Below are 21,172 nucleotides of genomic sequence, written 5' to 3' on the forward strand. Positions count from 1 at the left end.
GGCCCGGTACCCCTGGGGGTGCCGGGCCCGACGGCGTACCCGGAGGGACCCTGGCAGTGCGCTACGACTTCGACACCCCCGTGGACCGGCACGGCACCTGGTGCGTGCAGTGGGACGGCGTCAAGGACCTTCCCCGAGTTCTCGGCTCCGCTCGAACAGGGGAGACCCCACCCCCGGTGCCGGACCTGCTGCCCTTCACCATCTCCGACATGGACTTCCCGTGCGCGCCCGAGGTCCTCGACGCGCTCCGCCGCCGCGTCGGCCACGGCGTGTTCGGCTACACCGACTGGCGCAACGACGACTTCCGCGGCGCGGTCCGCGACTGGTTCAAGGGCCGCCACGACACGGACGTCGACCCGGCGTCGCTCGTGTACGCCCCGTCGGTGCTGAGCCAGGTCTCCCAGCTGCTTCGGATGTGGACGCGGCCGGGCGAGGGCGTGGTGGCGCACACCCCGACGTACGACGGCTTCCGCAAGGTGGTCACGGGCCTCGGCCGCGAGCTGCGCGGGGTGCCGCTCGACGACCCCGGACTGGCGGCCCTGGAGGCCGAGTTGGCGCGGCCGGACAGCCGCGTCCTGCTGCTGTGCTCCCCGCACAACCCGACCGGGCGGGTCTGGGACGACGCCGAGCTGACGGCGGTGGCCGCGCTGTGCGAGCGGCACGGCGTGGCCGTCGTCAGCGACGAGATCCACGCCGACCTCACGCACGCGGGGTACACGCACCGCCCCTGGGCGCGGTACGGCCGGGGCCGCTGGGCCCTGGTGACCTCGGCCACGAAGGCCTTCAACTTCCCCGCGCTGAGCGGGAGTTACGGGCTGATATCCGACCCCGGCGACCACGAGGCCTTCGTCCGCCGGATGGAGACCGGGGAGGGCCTCGCCTCGCCCGCCGTGCTCTCCCTGACCGCGCACGTCGCCGCCTACCGCGAGGGCGCCGACTGGCTGGACGCCGTGCGCGCCTACACCCACGGGAACCTCCGGCGCGTAGCCGACACCCTCGAAGCCGCCTTCCCCGGCCTCGGCTGGCAGCCCCCGCAGGCCGGCTACCTGGCCTGGATCGACCTGCGCCCGCTCCTGGGCGAGGACCGTGACGACGACCTCCAGCGCGAGCTGGTGGAGCGCCAGGGCGTGGCCGTCATGCCGGGCACCACCTACGGCGCCCCCGGCTTCGTCCGCCTGAACGTGGGCTGCCCCAGGGCGAAGGCCGAGGCGGGGGTGAACGCCCTGGTCCGGGCCGTACGGGCGGTGGCCGCCGGGCACGGGGCCTGAGCGCCGGGCGGGGGCGCGCGGCCCGCGGGAGCTGAGCACCGGGAGCCCGGGCCGCCCCCGGGAGCCGAGCACCGGGCGAGCCCGCGGCGCCCTCCCCGCCCGCTGCCCGGGGAGGCGGCCGCGGAAGCGGGACCGGCCGCCCGCGCGGGCCGGGCATGGCGCAGACTGAGGCACATGGCCATTCACGAGAACCTGCTCGGGGGACCGCCCCCGACCCACCTGCCCGACGAGCCCGAGCCGCGCGAGCTGCTCGCGGGCGGCACGCCGGCCGCCGACGTCGCCGCCAAGTACCCGACGTCGTCCCTCGCCTGGGCGCGCCTCGCCGACGAGGCGTTCGAGGCGGGCCGCGTCGTCGAGTCGTACGCGTACGCCCGCACCGGCTACCACCGGGGCCTGGACGCGCTGCGCCGGGCCGGCTGGAAGGGCCACGGCCCGGTGCCGTGGGAGCACGAGCCGAACCGCGGCTTCCTGCGGGCCCTGCACGCGCTGGCCCGCGCGGCCGGGGCCATCGGCGAGCAGGAGGAGTACGAGCGCTGCAGCACCTTCCTGCGGGACTCCTCGCAGACGGCGGCCGACACCCTCGGCTAGCGGCGCCGCCCCCCGCCCGGCCTGCCTGGACACCCGGTGTGACCAGGCAGGCCTTGCCGTTTCCCGGGATGTTGCGGAGGATGCCGGTGGGGACCGGGGCCCCCGTGCCGGTACCGGCAGGGGCGGACCGCTACCCGGAGTACGCATCAAGGAGACAGCGATGTCCCACGAGGCGAACGCGGCACACGCGACCCATGAGACGCGGGAAACAGGACCGGCTCATGCGGTTCACGGGACTCCCGACGGGAGCCCGGACAGCCCGGACAGCCCGCACCTCGACTTCGCCGGCACCACCCCGTACGAGGACTACGTCAAGGCGGACGTCCTCACCCACCTCCAGCACCTCCTCTCGGACGACCCCGGCGAGATGGTCTTCCTGGTCACGACCCAGGTCATGGAGCTGTGGTTCACGGTGATCGTCCACGAGTGGGAGACCGCGTCGCGGGCCCTGCGCGAGGACGACGTGCCCACCGCGGTGGCCGCGCTCAAGCGGTCCGTGCGGGAGCTGGAGGCGCTGAACCACTCGTGGAAGCCGCTCGGCCAGCTCACCCCCGCGCAGTTCAACTCCTACCGGGGCTCGCTCGGCGAGGGCTCCGGCTTCCAGTCGGCGATGTACCGGCGCCTGGAGTTCCTGCTCGGCGAGAAGTCCGCGTCCATGCTGGTCCCGCACCGGGGCGCGCCCCGCGTCCACGCGGAGCTGGAGAAGGCGCTGCACGAGCCGAGCCTGTACGACGAGGTGCTGCGGCTGCTCGCCCGGCGCGGGTACGACATCCCCGACGACGTGCTGAAGCGGGACGTGTCGCTGAAGTACGAGCCGTCCCCGCGCGTCGAGGCGGTGTGGACCGAGCTGTACGCGGGCGACGAGAGCGGCGACCTCGCCCGGCTCGGCGAGGCCCTGACCGACGTGGCCGAGCTGGTGTGGCGCTGGCGCAACGACCACCTGGTGGCCACGCGCCGCGCGATGGGCGCCAAGACCGGCACCGGCGGCTCCGCCGGGGTCGCCTGGCTGGAGAAGCGCGCGTCGAAGAACGTGTTCCCCGAGCTGTGGACGGCGCGCAGCCATGTCTGAGACGAGGAGGGCGGCCGTGTCCGGTACGGGGGGACCCGCGCGGGAGCGCGAGCTGCGGGAGCGGGCCGCCGCCCTGGACGCCGCGGACCGGCTCGCCGCGAAGCGCAAGGAGTTCGTGCTCGACGAGGTCACGTACCTGGACGGGAACTCGCTGGGCGCGCTGCCCGTGAACGTCGAGGCGCGCGTCGCCGACGTCGTCACACGCGAGTGGGGGCGGATGCGCATCCGCTCCTGGGAGGAGAGCGGCTGGTGGACCGCGCCGGAGCGGGTCGGGGAGCGGATCGCGCCGCTGCTCGGCGCGGGGCCGGGGCAGGTCGTCGTCGCCGACTCCACCAGCGTGAACGTCTTCAAGGCGGTCGTCGCGGCGGTCCGCATGGCGCGGGCGGAAGGACCGGGCGAGCGGGACGAGGTCGTCGTCGACGCCACGACGTTCCCCACCGACGGCTACATCGCCGAGTCCGCGGCCCGGCTCACCGGCTGCCGCGTGGTCCCGGCCGCCCCGGCCGACGTGCCGGGCGTCCTCGGCCCGCGCACGGCCGCCGTGCTGCTCAACCACGCCGACTACCGGTCGGGCCGGCTGCACGACCTGCCGGGCCTGACGGCGGCCGTGCACGCGGCGGGCGCCCGCGTGGTGTGGGACCTGTGCCACACGGCGGGCGCGCTGCCCGTCGGCCTGGACGAGCACGGCGTGGACCTGGCGGTCGGTTGCACGTACAAGTACCTGAACGGCGGGCCGGGCGCGCCGGCCTACCTGTACGTGCGCCGGGAGCTCCAGCCCCGCTTCGACTCGCCGCTGCCGGGCTGGAACTCGCACGCCGAGCCGTTCGGGATGCGGCGCGACTACGCACCGGCCGGTGACGCGGTGCGCGGCCGCGTCGGCACGCCGGACATCCTGTCGCTGCTGGCCCTTGAGGCCGCCCTCGACGTGTGGGACGGCGTCTCGCTGCACGACGTGCGGGCCAAGTCCCTGGCGCTCACGGACTTCTTCCTGGAGTGCGTGGCGGCCTACGCCCCCGCCGGGCGGGTCACGTCCGTCACCCCGGCCGCGCACGCGGAGCGCGGCAGCCAGATCGCGCTGCGCTGCCCGGACGCGCGGGAGGTGATGGAGCGGCTCGTCGCCGCGGGCGTGGTCGGCGACTTCCGCGCGCCGGACGTGCTGCGCTTCGGGTTCACGCCGCTGTACGTGTCGTTCGCGGACACGGAGCGCGCGGCGCGGGTGCTGGGGCGCGTCCTCGGCGGTTCGGGGGAGCTGACGCCCGGGGACGGCGCGGCCACCTGATAACGTCCGGCCAATCCGGATCATGGCACCTGTGTGCGGGGTACCCGCGTACGTGGTACCCGCGTACGCGGTACCTGTGTGCGTGACACCTGTGCGTGGTACCCGTGCGTGGTACGTGTGCTGGTCCGGACCCCGGTACGAACGCCCGTCGGGCACCGGCCCGTTGCGGCCGGCGCCCGGCGGGCCCGCCATCCGCAGAGCTGGGAGGTAGCCGTATGCCTGACGACGCCGCCGTGGCCCGTGACGAGGCCGAGGAGCGGTCCGCCTTCGCCCACCCCGCGGTGGAGCCGGACGCCACCGCCGCGTACGGGCCGGGCGCCGACCAGGTCGTGGACTTCTACGCGCCGCGCGGCACCGAGGGCCCGGCACCGCTCGTCGTCCTGCTGCACGGCGGGGCCTGGCGGGCCCCCTACGACCGCCGGCACGTCACGCCGTTCGCGGACTTCCTGGCCCGGCGGGGCTTCGCCGTGGCCAACGTCGAGTACCGCAGGGGCGGTTCGGCCTCCGGGCCGATCCCCGCGCAGGGCGGGGGCGCCGGGCCCGTGGCGGGGCGCTGGCCGGAGACCCTCGACGACGTGGCCGCGGCGCTCGACGCGCTGCCCGGCCTCGTCCGCGAGGCGCTGCCCGCCGCCGACGTCCGCCGCACCGTGGTGACCGGCCACTCCGCGGGCGGCCACCTCGCCCTGTGGGCGGCCGCCCGGCACGTGCTGCCGGAGGGCTCGCCCTGGCGGCGCCAGCGGCCCGCGCCGCTGCGCGGCGTCGTCGCGCTGGCCCCGATCGCGGACCTGCGCGTCGCGGAGGAGCTGGACGTCTGCTCCGGCGCGGTACGCCAGTTCCTGGGCGCGGACGACCCGTCCGGGGCCGGCGCACAGGCCCGCCACGAGGAGCGCCTCGCCCACGCCGACCCCGCCGCGCTGCTGCCCACCGGCATCGCCACCACCGTCGTCCAGGGCCGCACCGACATCGTCGTGCCGCAGGCCGTGGCCGAGGCGTACGCGGACGCCGCCGCGAAGGCGGGCGAGGTCGTCGGCCTGACGCTCCTGGAGGACGTGGGCCACTTCCCCCTCATCGACCCGGCGGCGGACGCGTGCGCGGTGGTGGCGGAGGAGATCGCCCAGCTCGCGTTCTGACCTCCCCGGGCGCCCCCGGGCCCCGGAACCCGGCCGGGCGGCGCGTGTAGTACCTGCGACGGACCCCCGCGAACCCGTCTGGGAGGGGACGACCCGCCTCCCCGGGCCCCGTACCGTCGAAGGCGTGACCGAGAGAACCCGCAGTCCCGAGTTCCGTCTGGCGCACCACGCCCTCCAGGGCCTGCGCGCCGACCTGTTCCACGACGCCTTCGCCTACCGGCCGCTGCCGCCGCTGCCGCGGGAGGGCGACGGGTGGGCCGCGAACATGCCGGGGCGGTCCGCCAGGTACGCGGTGTGGCTGCCGCACGGCGTGGTCGTCGCGCTCGCGGCGTTCACCCTCTTCGCCGCGTACGCCGGGGGCTTCGGCGGCTGGGACACGGGCGGGGAGGTCGCGTGGGCGCTCACCGGCCTCCTGCCGGCGGGGGCGGTGCTCCTGACGATGGTCCGGCCGGTGCTCGCCTGGTGGTGCTCCCTGGTGATGACGCCGTTCGTGCTGGTCCTGAGCGGCGGCGCGTGGGCCCCCTGGGCGCCGGGCTCGATCGCCGGGCACACGGCGGTGATGGCGGTGGTCGCGGCGCGCACCCGGCCGCGCACGGCGGGCTGGATGTGGGTGCTGACCGCCGTGTACTCGCTGTGCGCGGAGACCACGGTGAGCTGGGACTCGAACACGGCGGACATGCTGGCGTTCAGCGGCGTCGTGCTGGCCCTGGTGGCGATGGCGACGGCCAACCGGCACGCGCGCCGCGAGGTCGTCGCCGAGCGCACCGTCACCGCCGTCGAGCGCGACCGGCGCACGCTCCTGGAGGAGCGGACGACCATCGCGCGCGAGCTGCACGACGTCGTGGCGCACCACATGTCGGTGGTCGCGATCCAGGCGGAGGCGGCCCCCTACCGGGTGGAGAACCCGCCGCCGGAGCTGGCGCAGGCCTTCGCCACGATCCGCGAGAACGCGGTGGTCGCGCTGACCGAGCTGCGCCGCGTGCTCGGTGTCGTACGCGCGGAGGACTACGAGGCGCCGGACGCCCCGCAGCCGACGCTCGCCGACCTGGACCGGCTCCTGGACAACGTACGGGAGACGGGCCTGAGCGTGGAGAAGGTCGTCACCGGGGCCGTGCGGGAGCTGCCGCAGGGCGTGGAGCTGTCCGCGTACCGCATCGTGCAGGAGGCCCTCAGCAACAGCCTGCGGCACGCGCCGGGCGCCGCCGCCCGGGTGGAGATCGGGTACGTGCTCGGCGGCCTCGGGCTGCGCGTCGTGAACGGCCCGCCCACGGGACTCCGCAAGCCCTCGCCGGGCGCCGGCCACGGCATCACCGGCATGCGTGAGCGCGTCGCCATGCTCGACGGGGAGATGACGGCGGAGGCGACGGCGGACGGCGGGTACGAGGTCACGGTGTTCCTGCCGGTCCCGCTCCAGGCCGCCGCGGCGGCCACCGGCCCGGTGGAGGGTGAGGCCGCGTGACCGGGGCGCCCATCCGCGTCCTCATCGCCGACGACCAGATGATGGTCCGCGAGGGGTTCTCGGTGCTGCTCAACGCCATGCCCGACATCGAGGTCGTCGGCGAGGCGGTCAACGGCCGCGAGGCCGTGCGCCAGGTGCGCGAACTCGCCCCGGACGTCGTCCTGATGGACATCCGCATGCCCGAGCTCAACGGCATCGAGGCCACCCGGGAGATCGTCGCCGCCGACGACAGCGCCACCAAGGTGCTCGTCCTGACCACCTTCGACCTCGACGAGTACGTGTACCAGGCGCTGCGCGCGGGCGCGTCCGGGTTCCTGCTGAAGGACGCCTCGGCCCGGCAGCTCGCGGACGGGGTGCGGGTGGTGGCGTCCGGCGAGGCGCTGCTCGCGCCGAGCGTGACCCGCCGCCTGATCACGGAGTTCTCCCGGCTCGCGGACCGGCCCCGGCTCGGCACGTCCGCCCAGGCGCAGGCCCAGTACGGGGAGCTGACCGAGCGCGAGACGGAGGTGCTCGTCCTCATCGCGCAGGGCCTGTCGAACGCGGAGATCGCCGCGCGGCTCGTCGTCGCCGAGTCCACCATCAAGACGCACGTCAGCCGGGTCCTGGTGAAGCTCGGGCTGCGGGACCGCACGCAGGCCGCCGTGTTCGCGTACGAGGCGCGGCTGGTCACCCCGGGGTGAGGGACGGACCACGGACGGCGGGCGGGCCGTGCCCCGGCGGCGCCCACGGGTGACAGGGCGGGGCGCCGCGGCTAGCGTCCGTACATGGCTGAACCGGCAGACGCCGCCGACGTGTTCGCGTTGTTCGCACCCTCGTCGGCCGCTTTCGTGGCGGACCCCTACCCGGCGTACGCGGAGCTGCGCGCCCGGGGCCGGGTGCACTACTACGGGCCCAGCGACCAGTACCTGGTCCCGCGCCACGCGGACGTCGCCGCGCTGCTGCGCGACCGGCGGCTCGGCCGCACCTACCTGCACCGGTACCGCCACGAGGAGTTCGGGCGTCAGGCCCCGCCGCCCGGGCACGAGCCGTTCCACGTCCTCAACGACCACGGCCTGCTCGACCTGGAGCCGCCCGCCCACACCCGCGTGCGCCGCCTGGTCGCGAAGGCGTTCACGCCCCGCACGGTGGAGCGGCTGCGCCCGTACGTGGAGGGGCTCGCGGACGAGCTGGTGCGCGACCTCGTCGCGGACGGCGGCGGCGACCTGCTGGCCCGGGTCGCCGAACCGCTGCCCGTCGCGGTGATCGCCGAGCTGCTCGGCATCCCGGAGGGGGAGCGGGGGCCGCTGCGGCCGTGGTCGGCGGACATCTGCGGCATGTACGAGCTGAACCCGACGGCGGCGGCCGCCGCGCGGGCCGTCCGCGCCTCGGCCGAGTTCTCCGCGTACCTGCGGGAGCTGATCGCCGCCCGGCGCGCCCGCCCCGGCGACGACCTGCTCACCCGTCTGATCGCGGCCCACGAGGAGGGCGACCGGCTCAGCGAGCAGGAGCTGGTCTCCACCTGCGCGCTGCTCCTGAACGCCGGGCACGAGGCGACGGTCAACGCCACCGTCAACGGCTGGTACGCGCTCTTCCGCCACCCGGAGCAGCTCGCCGCGCTGCGCGCGGAGCCGGAGAGGCTGCTGCCCACGGCCGTGGAGGAGCTGCTCCGGTACGACACCCCGCTCCAGCTCTTCGAGCGCTGGGTGCTCGACGACATCGAGATCGGAGGGACGGTGCTCCCGCGCGGCAGCGAGGTGGCGATGCTGTTCGGCTCGGCCAACCGGGACGGGGCCGTCTTCCGCGACCCGGACGCGCTCGACCTCGGCCGCGCCGAGAACCCGCACGTCTCCTTCAGCGCGGGCATCCACTACTGCGTCGGGGCCGCGCTGGCCCGCGTCGAGCTCGCCGCGTCGCTGGGGGCGCTGCTGCGCCGGGCGCCGGGGCTGCGGCTCGCCGCCGAGCCGGAGCGGAAGCCGGGCTTCGTGATCCGGGGGCTGCGGGAGCTGCTCGTGGCCTGCTGAGTCCGCCGGGCCCCCGGCCTCAGCCGGTGGCGAGGTCCCGCCGGCGCAGGGCGGCGAGGCCCGCCGCCGTGAGGACCACCGCCAGGCCCGTGAGCACGAGCACCGGCGTCCAGGTGAGGTCGTTGCCGGGCAGCTTCGGCAGGTGGGAGAACGGCGAGAGGTTCATGACCGCCCGCGGTACGTCGAGCGCGGGGCCGAGCCAGCCGATGAGCAGGACCGCGCCCGCCGCGCCCCACGAGGCGGGCGCGAGCCGCGGCGAGAGCCCGTACAGGAACACCGCGAGCGCGCCGACCACCCAGATCGCGGGGACCTGGACCAGGCAGGCGGCGGCGATCGGCCCGGCGTCCTCGCCGCGGCCGAGGGCGAAGCCGCAGGCGGCGAGGGACATCAGCAGGGCGGTGCCCGCGAAGGCGACGACGAGGTGGCCCGCGGCCCAGCGCAGCCGCCCGACGGCGGTGGCGAGGACCGGCTCGGCCCGCTGGGAGGTCTCCTCGCCGTGCAGGCGCAGCACCGAGCCGACGACGTACAGGGCGCCGACCATGGCGACGACGCCGACCATCGCGGACAGGAAGGCGTCGGTGAGCCCGGCCTGCCCGCCCATGCGCCGGAAGATCGCCCGGGTGTCGGCGTTGTCGCCGACCAGGTCGGTGGCGCCGTCGGCCATGCCGCCGAGGACGGCCCCCGCCAGCAGGAAGCCGGCGCTCCAGCCGAGGACCGCGCCGCGCTGGAGCCGCCGGGCGAGCGCGCCCGCCGTGGCGAGCCGGCCGTGCGCGCGCCCGGGGCGGGACGGCAGGAAGCTCATGCCGAGGTCGCGGCGCCCGGCCAGTTCGTACGCCGCGACGCACCCCACGGCGGCCGCGCCCGCGGACAGCAGCGGGACCCACCAGCGCTCGTCGGCGAAGGCCCGGGTGTGCTCCACCCAGCCGACCGGCGAGAACCAGGTGAGCAGCGAGGAGCCGTCCTTCGTCGCCGCGTCACCGGCGGCCCGCAGCACGAAGGCCGCGCCGAGCACCGCCGCGGCGATCCCCTTGGCGAGCCGCGCGCTCTCGGTGAGCTGCGCGGCGACCGCCGCCACCGCGGCGAACACCATGCCGGTGCAGCCGACGGCGAGGCCGAGCGCCAGGGCACCGGTGCCGCCCTCGCCCGCGAGACCGGCCGCGAGGAGCAGCGCGAGCGCGGTGTTGGCGGCGAGGGCGGCGAGCAGCGCGGCCGTCAGCGGCGCCAGGCGGCCCACCCCGGCGGACGAGATCAGCTCCTGCCGCCCGGTCTCCTCCTCCTCACGCGTGTGCCGGACGACCACGACCAGGCTCATCACGGCGGCGAGCACCCCGGCGAAGGTGCCCACGCGCCAGGCGGTGAGGCCGCCGACGGACTGGTCGAAGACCGGGCCGTAGAAGGCGCGCAGGGTGGCGTCGGTGGTGAGCGACGCGACGAGGTCGGCGCGCTTCTCCGGGGTGCCGTACACCTGCCGCAGCGTGTTCGGCATGCTCAGGACCATCAGCGTGATGACCCCCAGCCACACCGGGATCAGCACCCGGTCGCGGCGCAGGGCCAGCCGCAGCAGGGGTGCGGTGCCCGCGAGGTGGCGGTGGAGTCCGCCGGGGCCCGGCCGGACGGGAGCGGTACCGAGGACGGCGGTCATCGCGCCACCGCCTGTACGTGCTCGTCGGTCGCGTCTTCCTGGTAGTGCCGCAGGAACAGCTCCTCCAGCGTGGGCGGCGTACTGGTCAGGGAGCGGACTCCGGACGCGGTGAGGGCGCGCAGGACGCCGTCGAGTTGGTCGGTGTCCACCTGGAGGCGGACCCGGCGCCCCTGGACGTCGAGGCCGTGCACCCCGGGGAGGCGGGCCAGGCCGTCGGGCTCGGCCGCGAGTTCGGCGTGCACGCTGGTGCGGGTGAGGTGCCGCAGCTCGGCGAGGGACCCGCTCTCGACCGTACGGCCCTTGCGGATGAGGGAGACCCGGTCGCACAGGCTCTCCACCTCGCTGAGGATGTGCGACGAGAGCAGCACGGTCCGCCCCCGCCGCCGCTCCTCCTGGACGCACTCCTGGAAGACCCCCTCCATCAGCGGGTCGAGGCCGGACGTCGGCTCGTCCAGGATCAGCAGGTCCACGTCGGAGGCGAAGGCCGCGACGAGGGCGACCTTCTGGCGGTTGCCCTTGGAGTACGCGCGCCCCTTCTTGGTCGGGTCGAGCTCGAACCGCTCGACCAGCTCGGCGCGCCGAGCCCGGTCGAGGCCGCCGCGCAGCCTCCCGTACAGGTCGATGACCTCGCCGCCGGAGAGGTTGCGCCACAGGGTGACGTCGCCGGGGACGTAGGCGAGGCGCCGGTGCAGCTCCACGGCGTCGTGCCACGGGTCCTTGCCGAGCACGCGCGCGGTCCCGCCGTCGGCCCGCAGCAGGCCGAGCAGTACGCGGATGGTGGTCGACTTCCCCGATCCGTTCGGCCCGAGGAAGCCGTGCACCTCGCCGCCGCGCACGTGCAGGTCGAGGCCGTCGAGGGCGCGGGTGCGGCCGAAGGTCTTACGCAGGTCGGACACCTCTAGGGCGGTGTGGGCCGTCGTCATGCCTGCGAACGTACGCCGGTTTCACAAATTTGTGAAGTTAAGAAACTGTATGAAGTGTCTGAACTGCCTAAACTTGGGCGGGGTGCGGGGAAGGGGAGATGATCGGCGGATGACCACGGACGGCAGGGACAGCGCGGGCGCCGGGGGTGCCGAGGGCGCGGAGGGTGCGGAGGGTGCGGGGCCGGGACGCGAGGAGGACCTCGCGGCGGCGTCGCGGTTCACCGAGCAGTTCGCGGCGCAGCTGGTGTGGGCCGGCATGCCCCGGATGCCCGCGCGGGTCTTCGCCGCGCTGCTCGCCTCCGACGCCGGGGCGCTCACGGCGGCGGAGCTGGGGGAGCGGCTGCGGGTGAGCCCGGCGGCCGTCTCCGGGGCCGTGCGCTACCTGACGCAGCAGTACATGGTCACCCGCGAGCGGGCGCCCGGCTCGCGGCGGGACCTCTTCCGGGTGCACAGCAACCAGTGGTACGAGGCGCTGACGAACCGGGACTCCGTCCTGCAGCGCTGGGAGACCGCGCTGCGGGACGGGATGGCGAGCCTCGGCCCGCACTCGCCGGCCGGGCGCCGCCTGGAGGAGACCCTGGCGTTCTTCGAGTTCATCGAGAAGGAGCTGGCGGGCATGATGAGCCGCTGGCGCACGGAACGAGCCTCCCGCTTCGGCCCTCCGACGTAACAGCCCCACGCCCCGGTCTCGCGTAACAGCCCCGCACCTCGGGCCCGCCCGCCCGGCCGAGCCGCGCCTGTCAGGGGCGGGGCAGGCTCGGCCGGGGCAGGGTCAGGGACCAGGCTCCCGGGCGTACGGTCCAGGTGCGGCGGCGGACGGGTCCCGCCAGGGCCCCGTCGCAGTGGTAGTGGAAGTCGGGCCCGGCCACGGTCACGGAGCGGGCGCGCGCCCGCACGGGCGCGATCCCCGCCCCGACGGACGACGGCCGCACCTCCACCCGGGCCAGCCCCCCGCTTCCCGGCACCACGGACACCCCCTCGACGGGCTGGTCGAGGTCGACGAGCGTCACCCCGTCCGCCTCGACCCGCAGCCGCGCCGGCCCGGCCCCCCGCCCGCCACCGGGCCGCGCGCCCAGCGTCCGTACCAGGGACTGGCAGGTCCGCAGCCAGGCGTGCCCGTGCCGCTCCCCGGCCGCGGCCGAGCCTCCCGCGGGCCCGGCGACGGGGGCCGGGCCGCCCCCGAGGACGGCGATCCGCACGTCCCCGAGCACCACCTCGCCCCGGTCGTCGACGAGCAGGTCGAGCCGCCGGGGCGCCCCGTCCAGGACGGCGCGCGCCGCGGCGACGGCCCCGGCCGGCACGCCGAGCCCGCGAGCGAGCCGCACCCCGGCGGCCACGCCCGCGACGGGTACGACCGCCAGGTCGGTCCCGCCGAGCGCCCGCTCCCGGTGCAGCACCCCGACGGCCCGCCGCAGCGCCGCGTCGTCGCCGACCACCACGGGCCGCCGCGTCCCCCGCCGGAGCAGGGCGCGGGCGAACTCCTCGGGCCCCTCGGGCAGGCAGACCTTGAGCGACGCGCCCGCGCCAAGGACGTCCTTGGCGATGCGTACGGACTCGCCGTCCGCGCGCCGGGCGACCGGATCGATGATCACGACGAGGTCATCGCGCTGGTCGCTGGCCGACACGTGCGCCCTTTCTTTAGTCCTCGGGTAGCATCTTTGTGCAAGAGCCCCTTGCGCTATTGCGCCAGGGGCTTCGTCTATTCCGGGGCGTCCAAGGCACACCCACACCCGGCGGCGACGGCTCCCGGCCGTGGCCCCTCGACCTTGGACATGCCCCGCCCGGAAGGGGTGTACGCCTGTGCCCGCACTCGTGCTGCTCGGTGCTCAGTGGGGTGACGAAGGCAAGGGAAAGGCCACCGACCTGCTCGGTGGATCCGTGGACTATGTGGTGCGCTACCAGGGCGGCAACAACGCCGGCCACACGGTCGTCGTAGGCGACCAGAAGTACGCGCTGCACCTCCTCCCTTCCGGGATCCTCTCGCCGGACTGCGTGCCGGTCATCGGGAACGGTGTCGTCGTCGACCCGTCGGTCCTGCTCTCCGAGCTGAGCGGTCTGGACGAGCGCGGCGTCGACACGTCGAAGCTGCTGATCAGCGGTAACGCGCACATCATCACGCCGTACAACGTGACCGTCGACAAGGTCGGCGAGCGCTTCCTCGGCAAGCGCAAGATCGGCACCACCGGCCGCGGCATCGGCCCGACGTACGCCGACAAGATCAACCGCACCGGCATCCGCGTCCAGGACCTCTACGACGAGTCGATCCTGAAGCAGAAGGTCGAGGCGGCCCTTGAGCAGAAGAACCAGCTCCTGACCAAGGTCTTCAACCGGCGCGCCATCGAGGCCGGGCAGATCGTCGAGCAGCTCCTGGAGCACGGCGAGAACATCAAGCAGTACGTCGCCGACACCACGCTGATCCTCAACAACGCGCTCGACGACGACAAGGTCGTGCTGTTCGAGGGCGGCCAGGGCACGCTCCTGGACGTGGACCACGGCACGTACCCCTTCGTCACCTCGTCGAACCCGACCGCGGGCGGCGCCTGCACGGGCACCGGCGTCGGCCCGACGAAGATCAGCCGCGTCATCGGCATCCTGAAGGCGTACACCACGCGCGTCGGCGCGGGCCCGTTCCCGACGGAGCTGTTCGACAAGGACGGCGAGGCGCTGCGCGAGATCGGCGGCGAGCGCGGTGTCACCACCGGCCGCGACCGCCGCTGCGGCTGGTTCGACGCGGTCATCGCCCGCTACGCCACGCGGGTGAACGGCCTGACGGACTTCTTCCTCACCAAGCTCGACGTCCTCACCGGCTGGGAGCAGATCCCGGTCTGCGTGGCGTACGAGATCGACGGCGAGCGCGTCGAGGAACTGCCCTACAGCCAGTCGGACTTCCACCACGCGAAGCCCGTCTACGAGATGCTGCCGGGCTGGTCCGAGGACATCACCAAGGCCAAGACCTTCGCCGACCTGCCGAAGAACGCGCAGGCCTACGTGAAGGCGCTGGAGGAGATGTCGGGCGCCCCGATCTCCGCGATCGGCGTGGGCCCGGGCCGCGACGAGACGATCGAGATCAACTCCTTCGTCTAGCAGGCGCTCGGCGGGCACTCAACAGGCGCTCGGCGGACGTCCAACGCGGGCGTCCAACGCGGACGTCTAGCAGGGACCGCTCCGTGACCGGCCCGGCAGGGGACTCCCGTCCTCCTGCCGGGCCGGTCCGTTTCCGAGCGCCCGGCAGATCCGCCGGACCGCCTCGCGCGGCGTCGGCAGGTCGGGGCGCCACAGCCGGGCCGTCCGGTCCTCGCCGCCGGTGGCCAGGGTCCGCCCGCCGGGGCCGAAGGCCACCGCGCGGACGGACTCGGTGTGCCCGGCGAGCCGGGCGCGGACGCGGCCGGTGGCCGTGTCCCACAGCCGCACCGTCCCGTCGGCGCCGCCGCTGGCCAGGGTGCGCCCGTCGGGGCTGAAGGCGACCGCGAGGACCGGGCCGGTGCGGTCGGTGAGCACGGCCCGCGTCCGGCCGGTGGCCGTGTCCCACAGCCGTACGGCCCCGTCGGCGCCGCCGGTGGCGAGGAGCCGTCCGTCCCGGCTGAAGGCCGTCGCCTCGACGGCGTCGGGATGGCCGCGCAGCGTGGCGCGGACGCGTCCGGTGGCCGTGTGCCACACGCGTACGGTCCCGTCGACACCGCCGGTGGCCAGAAGCCGCCCGTCGTGGCCGAACGCGAGCGCGAGGACCGCCGCGGAGTGGTGGAGCCTGGCCCGGGTCCGGCTCGCGGCCCGGTCCCACAGCCGCACCGTCTGCTGCTCGACGAGGGTGGCGAGGGTGCGCCCGTCCGGGCTGATCGCCGCGGCGGCGAGCACGTCGGTACGGTCGCCCGACGCGCCGCGCCGCTCGCCGGTGGCCACGTCCCAGCGCCGTACCCGCTGGGTGTCGTCGACGGTGGTCAGGGTGCGCGCGTCGCGGCTGAAGGCGGCCGCGAGCACCGGTCCGCCACGGTCCTTGAGGACGGTCCGCGTCCGGCCGGTGGCCGTGTTCCACAGCCGTACGGTGCCGTCGGCGCCTCCCGTGGCCAGGGTCCGCCCGTCAGGGCCGGGCACCACCAGGGAGACGGGGGCGGTGTGCCCGGTGAGCGTGGTGTGCGGGGTGCGCGGCGCCGTGTTCCACAGCCGGACCGTCCGGTCGTAGCCGCTGGTGGCGAGGGTGCGCCCGTCGGGGCTGAAGGCCACCCCGGAGACCGCGGCCGTGTGACCGGTGAGGACGGTCCGCGTCCGGCCGGTGGCCGTGTTCCACAGCCGTACGGTCTGGTCGGCGCTGCTCGTGGCGAGGGTGCGCCCGTCGGGGCTGAACGCGGCGGCGGACACCTCGGCCGCGTGCCCGGTGAGGACGGCCCGCGGCGCCCGGGTGGCGACGTCCCACAGCCGTGCCGTCCGGTCGTAGCCGGTGGTGGCGAGGGTGCGCCCGTCGCGGCTGAAGGCCACCGCGGAGACCTCGCCCCGGTGGCCGGTGAGGGTGGCGCGCCCGCGGCCGGTGGCCGTGTCCCACAGCCGTACGGTCTTGTCGGCGCTGCTCGTGGCCAGGGTGCGCCCGTCGCGGCGGAACGCGATCCCGGAGACCTCGCCCTGGTGGCCGGTGAGCGTCGCGCGGGCCCGGCCGGTGGCCGTGTTCCACAGGCGTACGGTGCCGTCGTCGCCGCCGGTGGCCAGGGTGCGCCCGTCGGGGCTGAAGGCGAGCGTGGAGGCCGCGTCGCCGCGTCCGGCGAGGGTGGTGCGCACGGTGCCGGTGGCCACCTCCCACAGCCGGACCCGGGCGCCGCCGCCGACGGCGAGGGTGCGCCCGTCCGGGCTGAACGCCACCGAGTAGACCTCGCCCCCGTGCCCGGTGAGGTCGGCCCGCGCCTTTCCGGTGGCCGCGTCCCACAGCCGTACGGTCCCGCTGTTGCCGCTGGTGGCGAGGGTGTCCCGGGTGGGGCTGAACGCCACCGCGAGGACCGGCCCGCCGTCGGCGGTGAAGCGGTGCCGCAGCGGCAGCTCGGCCGCGGCGTACAGGCTGCTCGCGGCCTCGGGGGTGGGGGCCGTGTGGTGGGCCCGCACGGCGAGCAGCGCGGCCCGGTCGGGGTCGCTGCCGAGCAGGGCCGCCGACTGCGCGGCGAGCTGGCGGGACTGGGCCACGCGCTGCGCGGCCCGGGCCCGGTCGCGTTCGCGCGCGCTGTCGCGGCTCTCCCGCCAGGCGATCAGTCCGGCCGCCAGGACGAGGACGAGCAGCACGGACAGGGCCGCGGCGAACCGGCGCAGACGGCGGGTGACGCGGGCCGCCGCCCGCCGCTCCCGGTCGCGGGCGGTGAGGCTCGCGGTGAGGAAGTCCCGTTCCAGGGGCGTCAGTTCGGGGTGCTCGTGGGCGCGGGGGAAGTGCTCATCGGCGGTGGCCAGGCGGGTGCCCCGGTACAGCGCCCCGGCGTCGTGGCCCAGCTCCCGCCAGGCCGCGGCGGCCTCGGTGAGCCGCCGGTGGCAGCGCAGCCGCTCGCGGTCCTCGTCGAGCCAGGCGCGCAGGCGGGGCCAGCCGGTGATGACGGCCTCGTGGGCCAGGTCGACGGTGTCGTGGTCGAGGGTGAGCAGGCGGGCGCGGGCCAGCCGGTCGAGGACGTCCGTGGCGCCGGCCGCGTCGAGCTCCGCGCGCGGCACGGGGCGGCGCGTGTCGGGCACGCCGTCGCCGGGGGTGACCAGGCGGAGCAGGACCCGCCGGGCCACCTCGCGCTGCCCGGCGGGCAGCCCGGTGTACAGCTCCTCGGCGGTGCGGGCCACCGCCCCGGCGACCTCGCCGGAGGCCTCGTACGCGGCCATGGTCAGGGTGCGGCCCTCGTGGCGGCGCCAGGTCTCCAGGAGGGCGTGCGAGGTCAGCGGCAGGCCGCCGGGCTCGGCCGCGGTCTCCTCGATCAGCCGGGCGGTCAGGGCGCGTTCGACGAGCAGGCCCTGGGCGGCGGCCGGTTTCACGATGGCCTCGCGCAGCTCGGCGGGGCTCATGGGCGCCACCGGCAGGGCGGCGTCGCGCACCGCCCCGGCGAGCCCGCGGTGCTGGAGGCAGTGGCCGTAGAAGTCCGCGCGGACGCCGAGGACCACGCGCAGCCGGCGGTCCGGGTCGCGGGCGGACAGGAGCCGGCCGATGAACCGCTCCCGTTCGTCCGCGTCCCGGCAGAGGGTGAAGACCTCCTCGAACTGGTCGACCACCAGCCAGGTCTCGCCCTCGCCCGCCGCCGGGCGAAGGAGCCGCCCGTGGGTGTGCGCGGGCCGGGGCCCGGGGGTGAGGATGCGGATCGCGGCGGGCCGGGGCGCGCCGGGCCCGGCCTGCCGCAGCCGGGGGATGAGCCCGGCGCGCAGCAGGGAGGACTTGCCGCTGCCGGAGGGGCCGAAGACGGCGACCAGGCGGTGTTCCCGGACCAGGCGGACGAGGTCGCCGGTGAGCCGGTCGCGGCCGAAGAAGCGGTCGCTGTCCCCGGCCTCGAAGCGGGCGAGCCCCCGGTAGGGCGGTTCGGCGTCGTCGTCCCCGGGCGCGGGGAGCGCGGCCTCCTCGCGGCGGACCTCGCGCCAGCGCCGCTCCCAGTCGGCGAGGTCGCCGCCGCAGGCCTTCACGTAGGCCAGCGTGACGGGCAGGGACGGCAGCTTCTCGCCCGCGACCGCGTAGGCGAGGGCGGTGACGGAGTATCCGGAGCCCTTGGCCATCGTCCGGTACGTGGGCGTGCCCGCCTCGCGGCGCAGCGCGCGCAGCTCGTACGCGAACCGCTGCACCGGCCCCGCGTCCGGGTCGATCGGCTTCTCCCGGCGTCCCACCACGCCTCCCCCGTGTCCCCCGTGTCCCGTGTCCCACCGGACTTTCCCCGCGTCCCACCGCACGTCCCCGGCGTCCCACCGCGCTCCCCGTGTCCCACCGGGCCTTCCCCGGCGTCCCACCGCGCGTCCTCCGTGTCGCGCGCCGGCGTGCGTGAGGGACAGGCCTACACCGGGCGGCGGGGCCCGGCAAAGGGGCGCGCGAGCCAACTCACGGGCCCGCCACGGGTGTCCCACCGGCCGGCTCCCGGCGCAGTTCTTTGTCCCGCGGCACGGAAGCGGGCTGCGGGACAACTCCGCGGCCGCTGGAATCGCTGCTGAACGGCCCGACCGCCGCCCGGCGACGGAGGCGGGGCCACCGAACGACAGCCGACACACAGGGGGAATTCCCGTGCGCATGCAGACCCGTATCGTGCCGCTCGCCATGACCACCGCGCTGCTCGCGGGAGGGACGGGCGTCCTGGCGACCGGCGCGGCCGGCGCCGCGGAGTCCAAGGGCGACGTGACGGCCCAGTCCTGCTACGGCAGCGCCCGGAACTACACCGGTACGCCGGGCGGCCCCGGCCGCAACGCCCACTGGCCGGCCACGGGCACCTACGCCTACGCCACCAGGAACTGCACCGACATCAACCTGAAGGTCAACTACACCCGTGACGTGCGGGTCTGCTTCAAGAACACCGGCCAGTGCAACGGCTGGAAGAAGGCGAAGAAGGGCGTGTGGAAGGTGGCCGCCTCGAACGTGCGGGACGGCGCCGGCTTCTACATCCAGTTCAAGGGAGCCAACCGCAGCACCGGCAAGATCGCCTACTGAGGCGTCGCCGGCCGCGGGAGAGCGTCCTCGGCCTGGGCCACAGGCGCCTGAGCCGACGGGGGAGCACAGGCGGAGGACTGATGTAGGGGGCGCCGGGCCGACAGGCCCGGCGCCCCTCCGGCGTGTACGCGCCGCCGCCCGCCCGCGGCAGGCGCCCGGCCCCCGGCCCGTGGTGCCCGTCGCCCCGGATGCCCGTCAGTCCTCGGCGTCCGTCAGCCCTTGGTGTACGTCAGCGCCTTGCCGCCGTCCGCGTCGGCCCGGCGCAGCTCGCCGCTCGGCAGGACGGTGACGACGCTCGGCTTGCCCGGCTCGCAGGTCGTGGCGGGGCCGACGGTGACCTGGGTCGCGGAGATGCGCAGCTCGGTGTCGGAGGCGGAGGTCAGGGTGCCCTGGAAGACGCAGTGGTAGGTGCCGCCGCCCGCCAGCGGGCCGTCGGCGGTCAGCGACAGGACGGTGTCGCCGACCTCGCCCTGCTGGATGGTCAGGCGCCGGGTGCTGACGCCCGCGTCGCCGGTGAGCGTGCCGTTCCAGGTGCCGAGGAACTTGTCGGGCACGGTGCCCTCGTCGTCCTCGGGGGACGGGGAGGGCGTCGGCGAGGTGGGGCCGGCGGTCTCCGAGGGGGTGCCCGGCGTCGTCGGGGCGCTGTTCCGGCGGCCCTTGTCGTCGCCGTGCGCCTTCGGGTCGCCCTTGTCCTTCATCACCGCGTACACGGTTCCGCCCGCGCCGAGCGCCACGACCAGGGCCACGGCGACGAGCAGCACCGTGGAGCGGGTGCTGCGGCGCGGCGGGTCGAGCGGCGGCGGCCCGTACGGGGGTGTGACGCCGCCGGGCGGCTGCGGATAGCCGTACGCGGGCTGAGCGGCCGGCATGGGCTGCGCGGGCTGCGGATGGCCGTAGGCGGGCGGGTGGCCGTGCGGCGGCGTGGCGGGCAGGGCGGGCGTGGGCGCGGGGGCCGGGGGCACGCCGCTGACCATGGTGGGCAGGTGGTCGACGGACCCCTGGCCGGGGGTGCCGGGTGGCGGGGGGGCCTGCGCGGGGGTGCCCGGCAGGGGCGGGCCGGTGGGCGGCGGCGTGCCCGGCTGCTGGGGCCGCGCGGCGGCTCCCTGCTGGTGGGCTCCCGGCTGGGGCCCCGGCTGGTCGCCGTTCCATAGGGCGGGCGCGGGTGCCGGGCCGCCGTCCGGCCGGGCCTCGGCCCCCGCGTCGCCCTCCGGGTCCTCGACCTCCAGCAACTGCACGGCATGCCGCCCCAGTTGCGCCACCAGCGCCCCCGGGAGCCACGGGTCGCGGGTCTTGCCCTCGAAGAGGGTGTCCCCGGCCCCGGTGCGGTCCAGGATGTCGTCCAGGGAGGGCCGGTCGCCCGGTGCCTTGGTCAGGCAGTGCCCGATGAGTTCGCGCAGCGACTCCGGCACCCGCTCCAGGTCCGGTTCCTCCTGCGCGATGCGGAACATCAGCGCGTGCACGCCGCTGTTGGCCGTGCCGAACGGCAGCGCGCCCGTCGACGCGTACGCGAGCACGGAACCCAGGCAGAAGACGTCCGCCGCCTCGGTGACCCGGTCGCCGCGCACCTGCTCGGGCGCCATGAACCCCGGAGAGCCGACGAGTGCCCCGGTGCGGGTGAGGCCTCCGTCGGTGACGGTCTCCAGGGCCCTGGCTATCCCGAAGTCGATGACGCGCGGGCCGTCGATGGTGACCAGCACGTTGGACGGCTTCAGGTCGCGGTGGATGAGCCCGGCGGCGTGGATGTCCTTCAGGGCGTTGGCGAGCCCGGCGGCCAGGATCCTCACGGACCGCTCGGGCAGCGGCCCGTGGTCGTGCGAGACGACGGTCTGGAGCGAGGGCCCGGCGACGTACCCCGTGGCGACCCAGGGGATCGCGGCCTCGGTGTCGGCGTCGAGCACCGGTGCGGTCCAGGCGCCGCCGACGCGCCGCGCGGCCTCCACCTCCTGCCGGAAGCGGCCGCGGAACTCGTCCTGCGCGGCCAGCTCCTCGCGCACCAGCTTCACGGCGACGGTCCGGCCGCGGCCGGACCGCGCCAGGTACACCTGGCCCATGCCGCCCGCGCCGAGCCGCGCGAGCAGCCGGTAGGCGCCTATCCGCTGCGGATCCCCCGGGCCCAGTTTCTCCATGGCCATCGCGGCGCCGTCCTCCCCCAGTTCCAGCCACTTCGCGGCGGCGACTGTGCGTGTGCCGCCG

The 21,172-nt window shown here is 75.8% G+C and carries 16 protein-coding genes; 11 read left to right on the forward strand and 5 right to left on the reverse strand.

Features of this window, described 5'->3' with window-relative positions; all coding sequences use genetic code 11:
- Positions 1-50 precede the first annotated feature (50 nt).
- The 8 genes from QK440_RS01320 to QK440_RS01355 all read left to right on the forward strand — a co-directional run bounded on the left by QK440_RS01320 (position 51) and on the right by QK440_RS01355 (position 8,793).
- A complete protein-coding gene (locus tag QK440_RS01320) occupies positions 51-1,268 on the forward strand; it encodes a MalY/PatB family protein (protein ID WP_282791145.1) in 1,218 nt (405 codons plus the stop codon).
- Between the two features lie 174 nt (positions 1,269-1,442).
- A complete protein-coding gene (locus QK440_RS01325) occupies positions 1,443-1,856 on the forward strand; it encodes a DUF3151 domain-containing protein (RefSeq protein ID WP_282791046.1) in 414 nt (137 codons plus the stop codon).
- 160 nt (positions 1,857-2,016) lie between these two features.
- The gene (locus tag QK440_RS01330) at positions 2,017-2,925 is read left to right on the forward strand and encodes a tryptophan 2,3-dioxygenase family protein (RefSeq protein ID WP_282791047.1); all 909 of its coding nucleotides are present in this window, start codon (positions 2,017-2,019) and stop codon (positions 2,923-2,925) included.
- The gene (gene kynU, locus QK440_RS01335; RefSeq protein WP_282791048.1) at positions 2,918-4,204 is read left to right on the forward strand and encodes a kynureninase; all 1,287 of its coding nucleotides are present in this window, start codon (positions 2,918-2,920) and stop codon (positions 4,202-4,204) included. The genes QK440_RS01330 and kynU overlap by 8 nt, the downstream gene beginning before the upstream one ends.
- 215 nt (positions 4,205-4,419) lie before the next feature.
- The gene (locus tag QK440_RS01340) at positions 4,420-5,334 is read left to right on the forward strand and encodes an alpha/beta hydrolase (protein ID WP_282791049.1); all 915 of its coding nucleotides are present in this window, start codon (positions 4,420-4,422) and stop codon (positions 5,332-5,334) included.
- Between the two features lie 124 nt (positions 5,335-5,458).
- Positions 5,459-6,793: a histidine kinase gene (locus tag QK440_RS01345; RefSeq protein WP_282791050.1), complete on the forward strand. Its 1,335-nt coding sequence runs from the start codon at positions 5,459-5,461 to the stop codon at positions 6,791-6,793.
- Positions 6,790-7,473 (forward strand): response regulator transcription factor, encoded by a 684-nt coding sequence (locus QK440_RS01350; protein WP_282791051.1) that lies wholly within the window; start codon positions 6,790-6,792, stop codon positions 7,471-7,473. Before QK440_RS01345 ends, QK440_RS01350 begins: the two co-directional genes overlap by 4 nt.
- 84 nt (positions 7,474-7,557) lie before the next feature.
- Positions 7,558-8,793, forward strand: a complete 1,236-nt coding sequence (locus tag QK440_RS01355; protein WP_282791052.1) for a cytochrome P450 — start codon at positions 7,558-7,560, stop codon at positions 8,791-8,793.
- A 19-nt stretch (positions 8,794-8,812) separates the two neighbouring features.
- Here QK440_RS01355 and QK440_RS01360 read toward each other — a convergent pair whose 3' ends face one another.
- Both QK440_RS01360 and QK440_RS01365 read right to left on the reverse strand, forming a co-directional pair.
- The gene (locus QK440_RS01360) at positions 8,813-10,435 is read right to left on the reverse strand and encodes an ABC transporter permease (protein ID WP_282791053.1); all 1,623 of its coding nucleotides are present in this window, start codon (positions 10,433-10,435) and stop codon (positions 8,813-8,815) included.
- Positions 10,432-11,358, reverse strand: coding sequence for an ABC transporter ATP-binding protein (locus tag QK440_RS01365; protein WP_282791054.1), 927 nt, complete (start codon positions 11,356-11,358; stop codon positions 10,432-10,434). Before QK440_RS01365 ends, QK440_RS01360 begins: the two co-directional genes overlap by 4 nt.
- Before the next feature lie 109 nt (positions 11,359-11,467).
- Between QK440_RS01365 and QK440_RS01370 the strand changes: the two genes are divergently transcribed.
- Entirely contained in the window at positions 11,468-12,028 is a 561-nt protein-coding gene (locus QK440_RS01370) for a MarR family transcriptional regulator (protein WP_282791055.1), read from the forward strand.
- Between the two features lie 70 nt (positions 12,029-12,098).
- On the opposite strand, the gene QK440_RS01375 is transcribed toward QK440_RS01370, so the two are convergent.
- Positions 12,099-12,983 carry a diacylglycerol kinase gene (locus tag QK440_RS01375; protein WP_282791056.1) on the reverse strand — a complete coding sequence of 295 codons (885 nt, stop codon included), beginning with the start codon at positions 12,981-12,983 and terminating at the stop codon, positions 12,099-12,101.
- 175 nt (positions 12,984-13,158) lie between these two features.
- Here QK440_RS01375 and QK440_RS01380 point away from each other — a divergent pair, with 175 nt between their 5' ends.
- Positions 13,159-14,442 carry an adenylosuccinate synthase gene (locus QK440_RS01380; RefSeq protein ID WP_282791057.1) on the forward strand — a complete coding sequence of 428 codons (1,284 nt, stop codon included), beginning with the start codon at positions 13,159-13,161 and terminating at the stop codon, positions 14,440-14,442.
- A 66-nt stretch (positions 14,443-14,508) separates the two neighbouring features.
- Here QK440_RS01380 and QK440_RS01385 read toward each other — a convergent pair whose 3' ends face one another.
- Positions 14,509-18,171, reverse strand: coding sequence for a hypothetical protein (locus QK440_RS01385; RefSeq protein ID WP_282791058.1), 3,663 nt, complete (start codon positions 18,169-18,171; stop codon positions 14,509-14,511).
- Between the two features lie 394 nt (positions 18,172-18,565).
- Between QK440_RS01385 and QK440_RS01390 the strand changes: the two genes are divergently transcribed.
- Positions 18,566-18,979 carry a hypothetical protein gene (locus QK440_RS01390; protein WP_282791059.1) on the forward strand — a complete coding sequence of 138 codons (414 nt, stop codon included), beginning with the start codon at positions 18,566-18,568 and terminating at the stop codon, positions 18,977-18,979.
- 212 nt (positions 18,980-19,191) lie between these two features.
- Here QK440_RS01390 and QK440_RS01395 read toward each other — a convergent pair whose 3' ends face one another.
- Positions 19,192-21,105 (reverse strand): serine/threonine-protein kinase, encoded by a 1,914-nt coding sequence (locus QK440_RS01395; RefSeq protein ID WP_282791146.1) that lies wholly within the window; start codon positions 21,103-21,105, stop codon positions 19,192-19,194.
- Positions 21,106-21,172 lie beyond the last annotated feature (67 nt).

The sequence above is a fragment of the Streptomyces sp. CC224B genome (assembly GCF_030010595.1).
In the GTDB taxonomy this organism is placed as follows: Bacteria; Actinomycetota; Actinomycetes; order Streptomycetales; family Streptomycetaceae; genus Streptomyces; species Streptomyces longispororuber.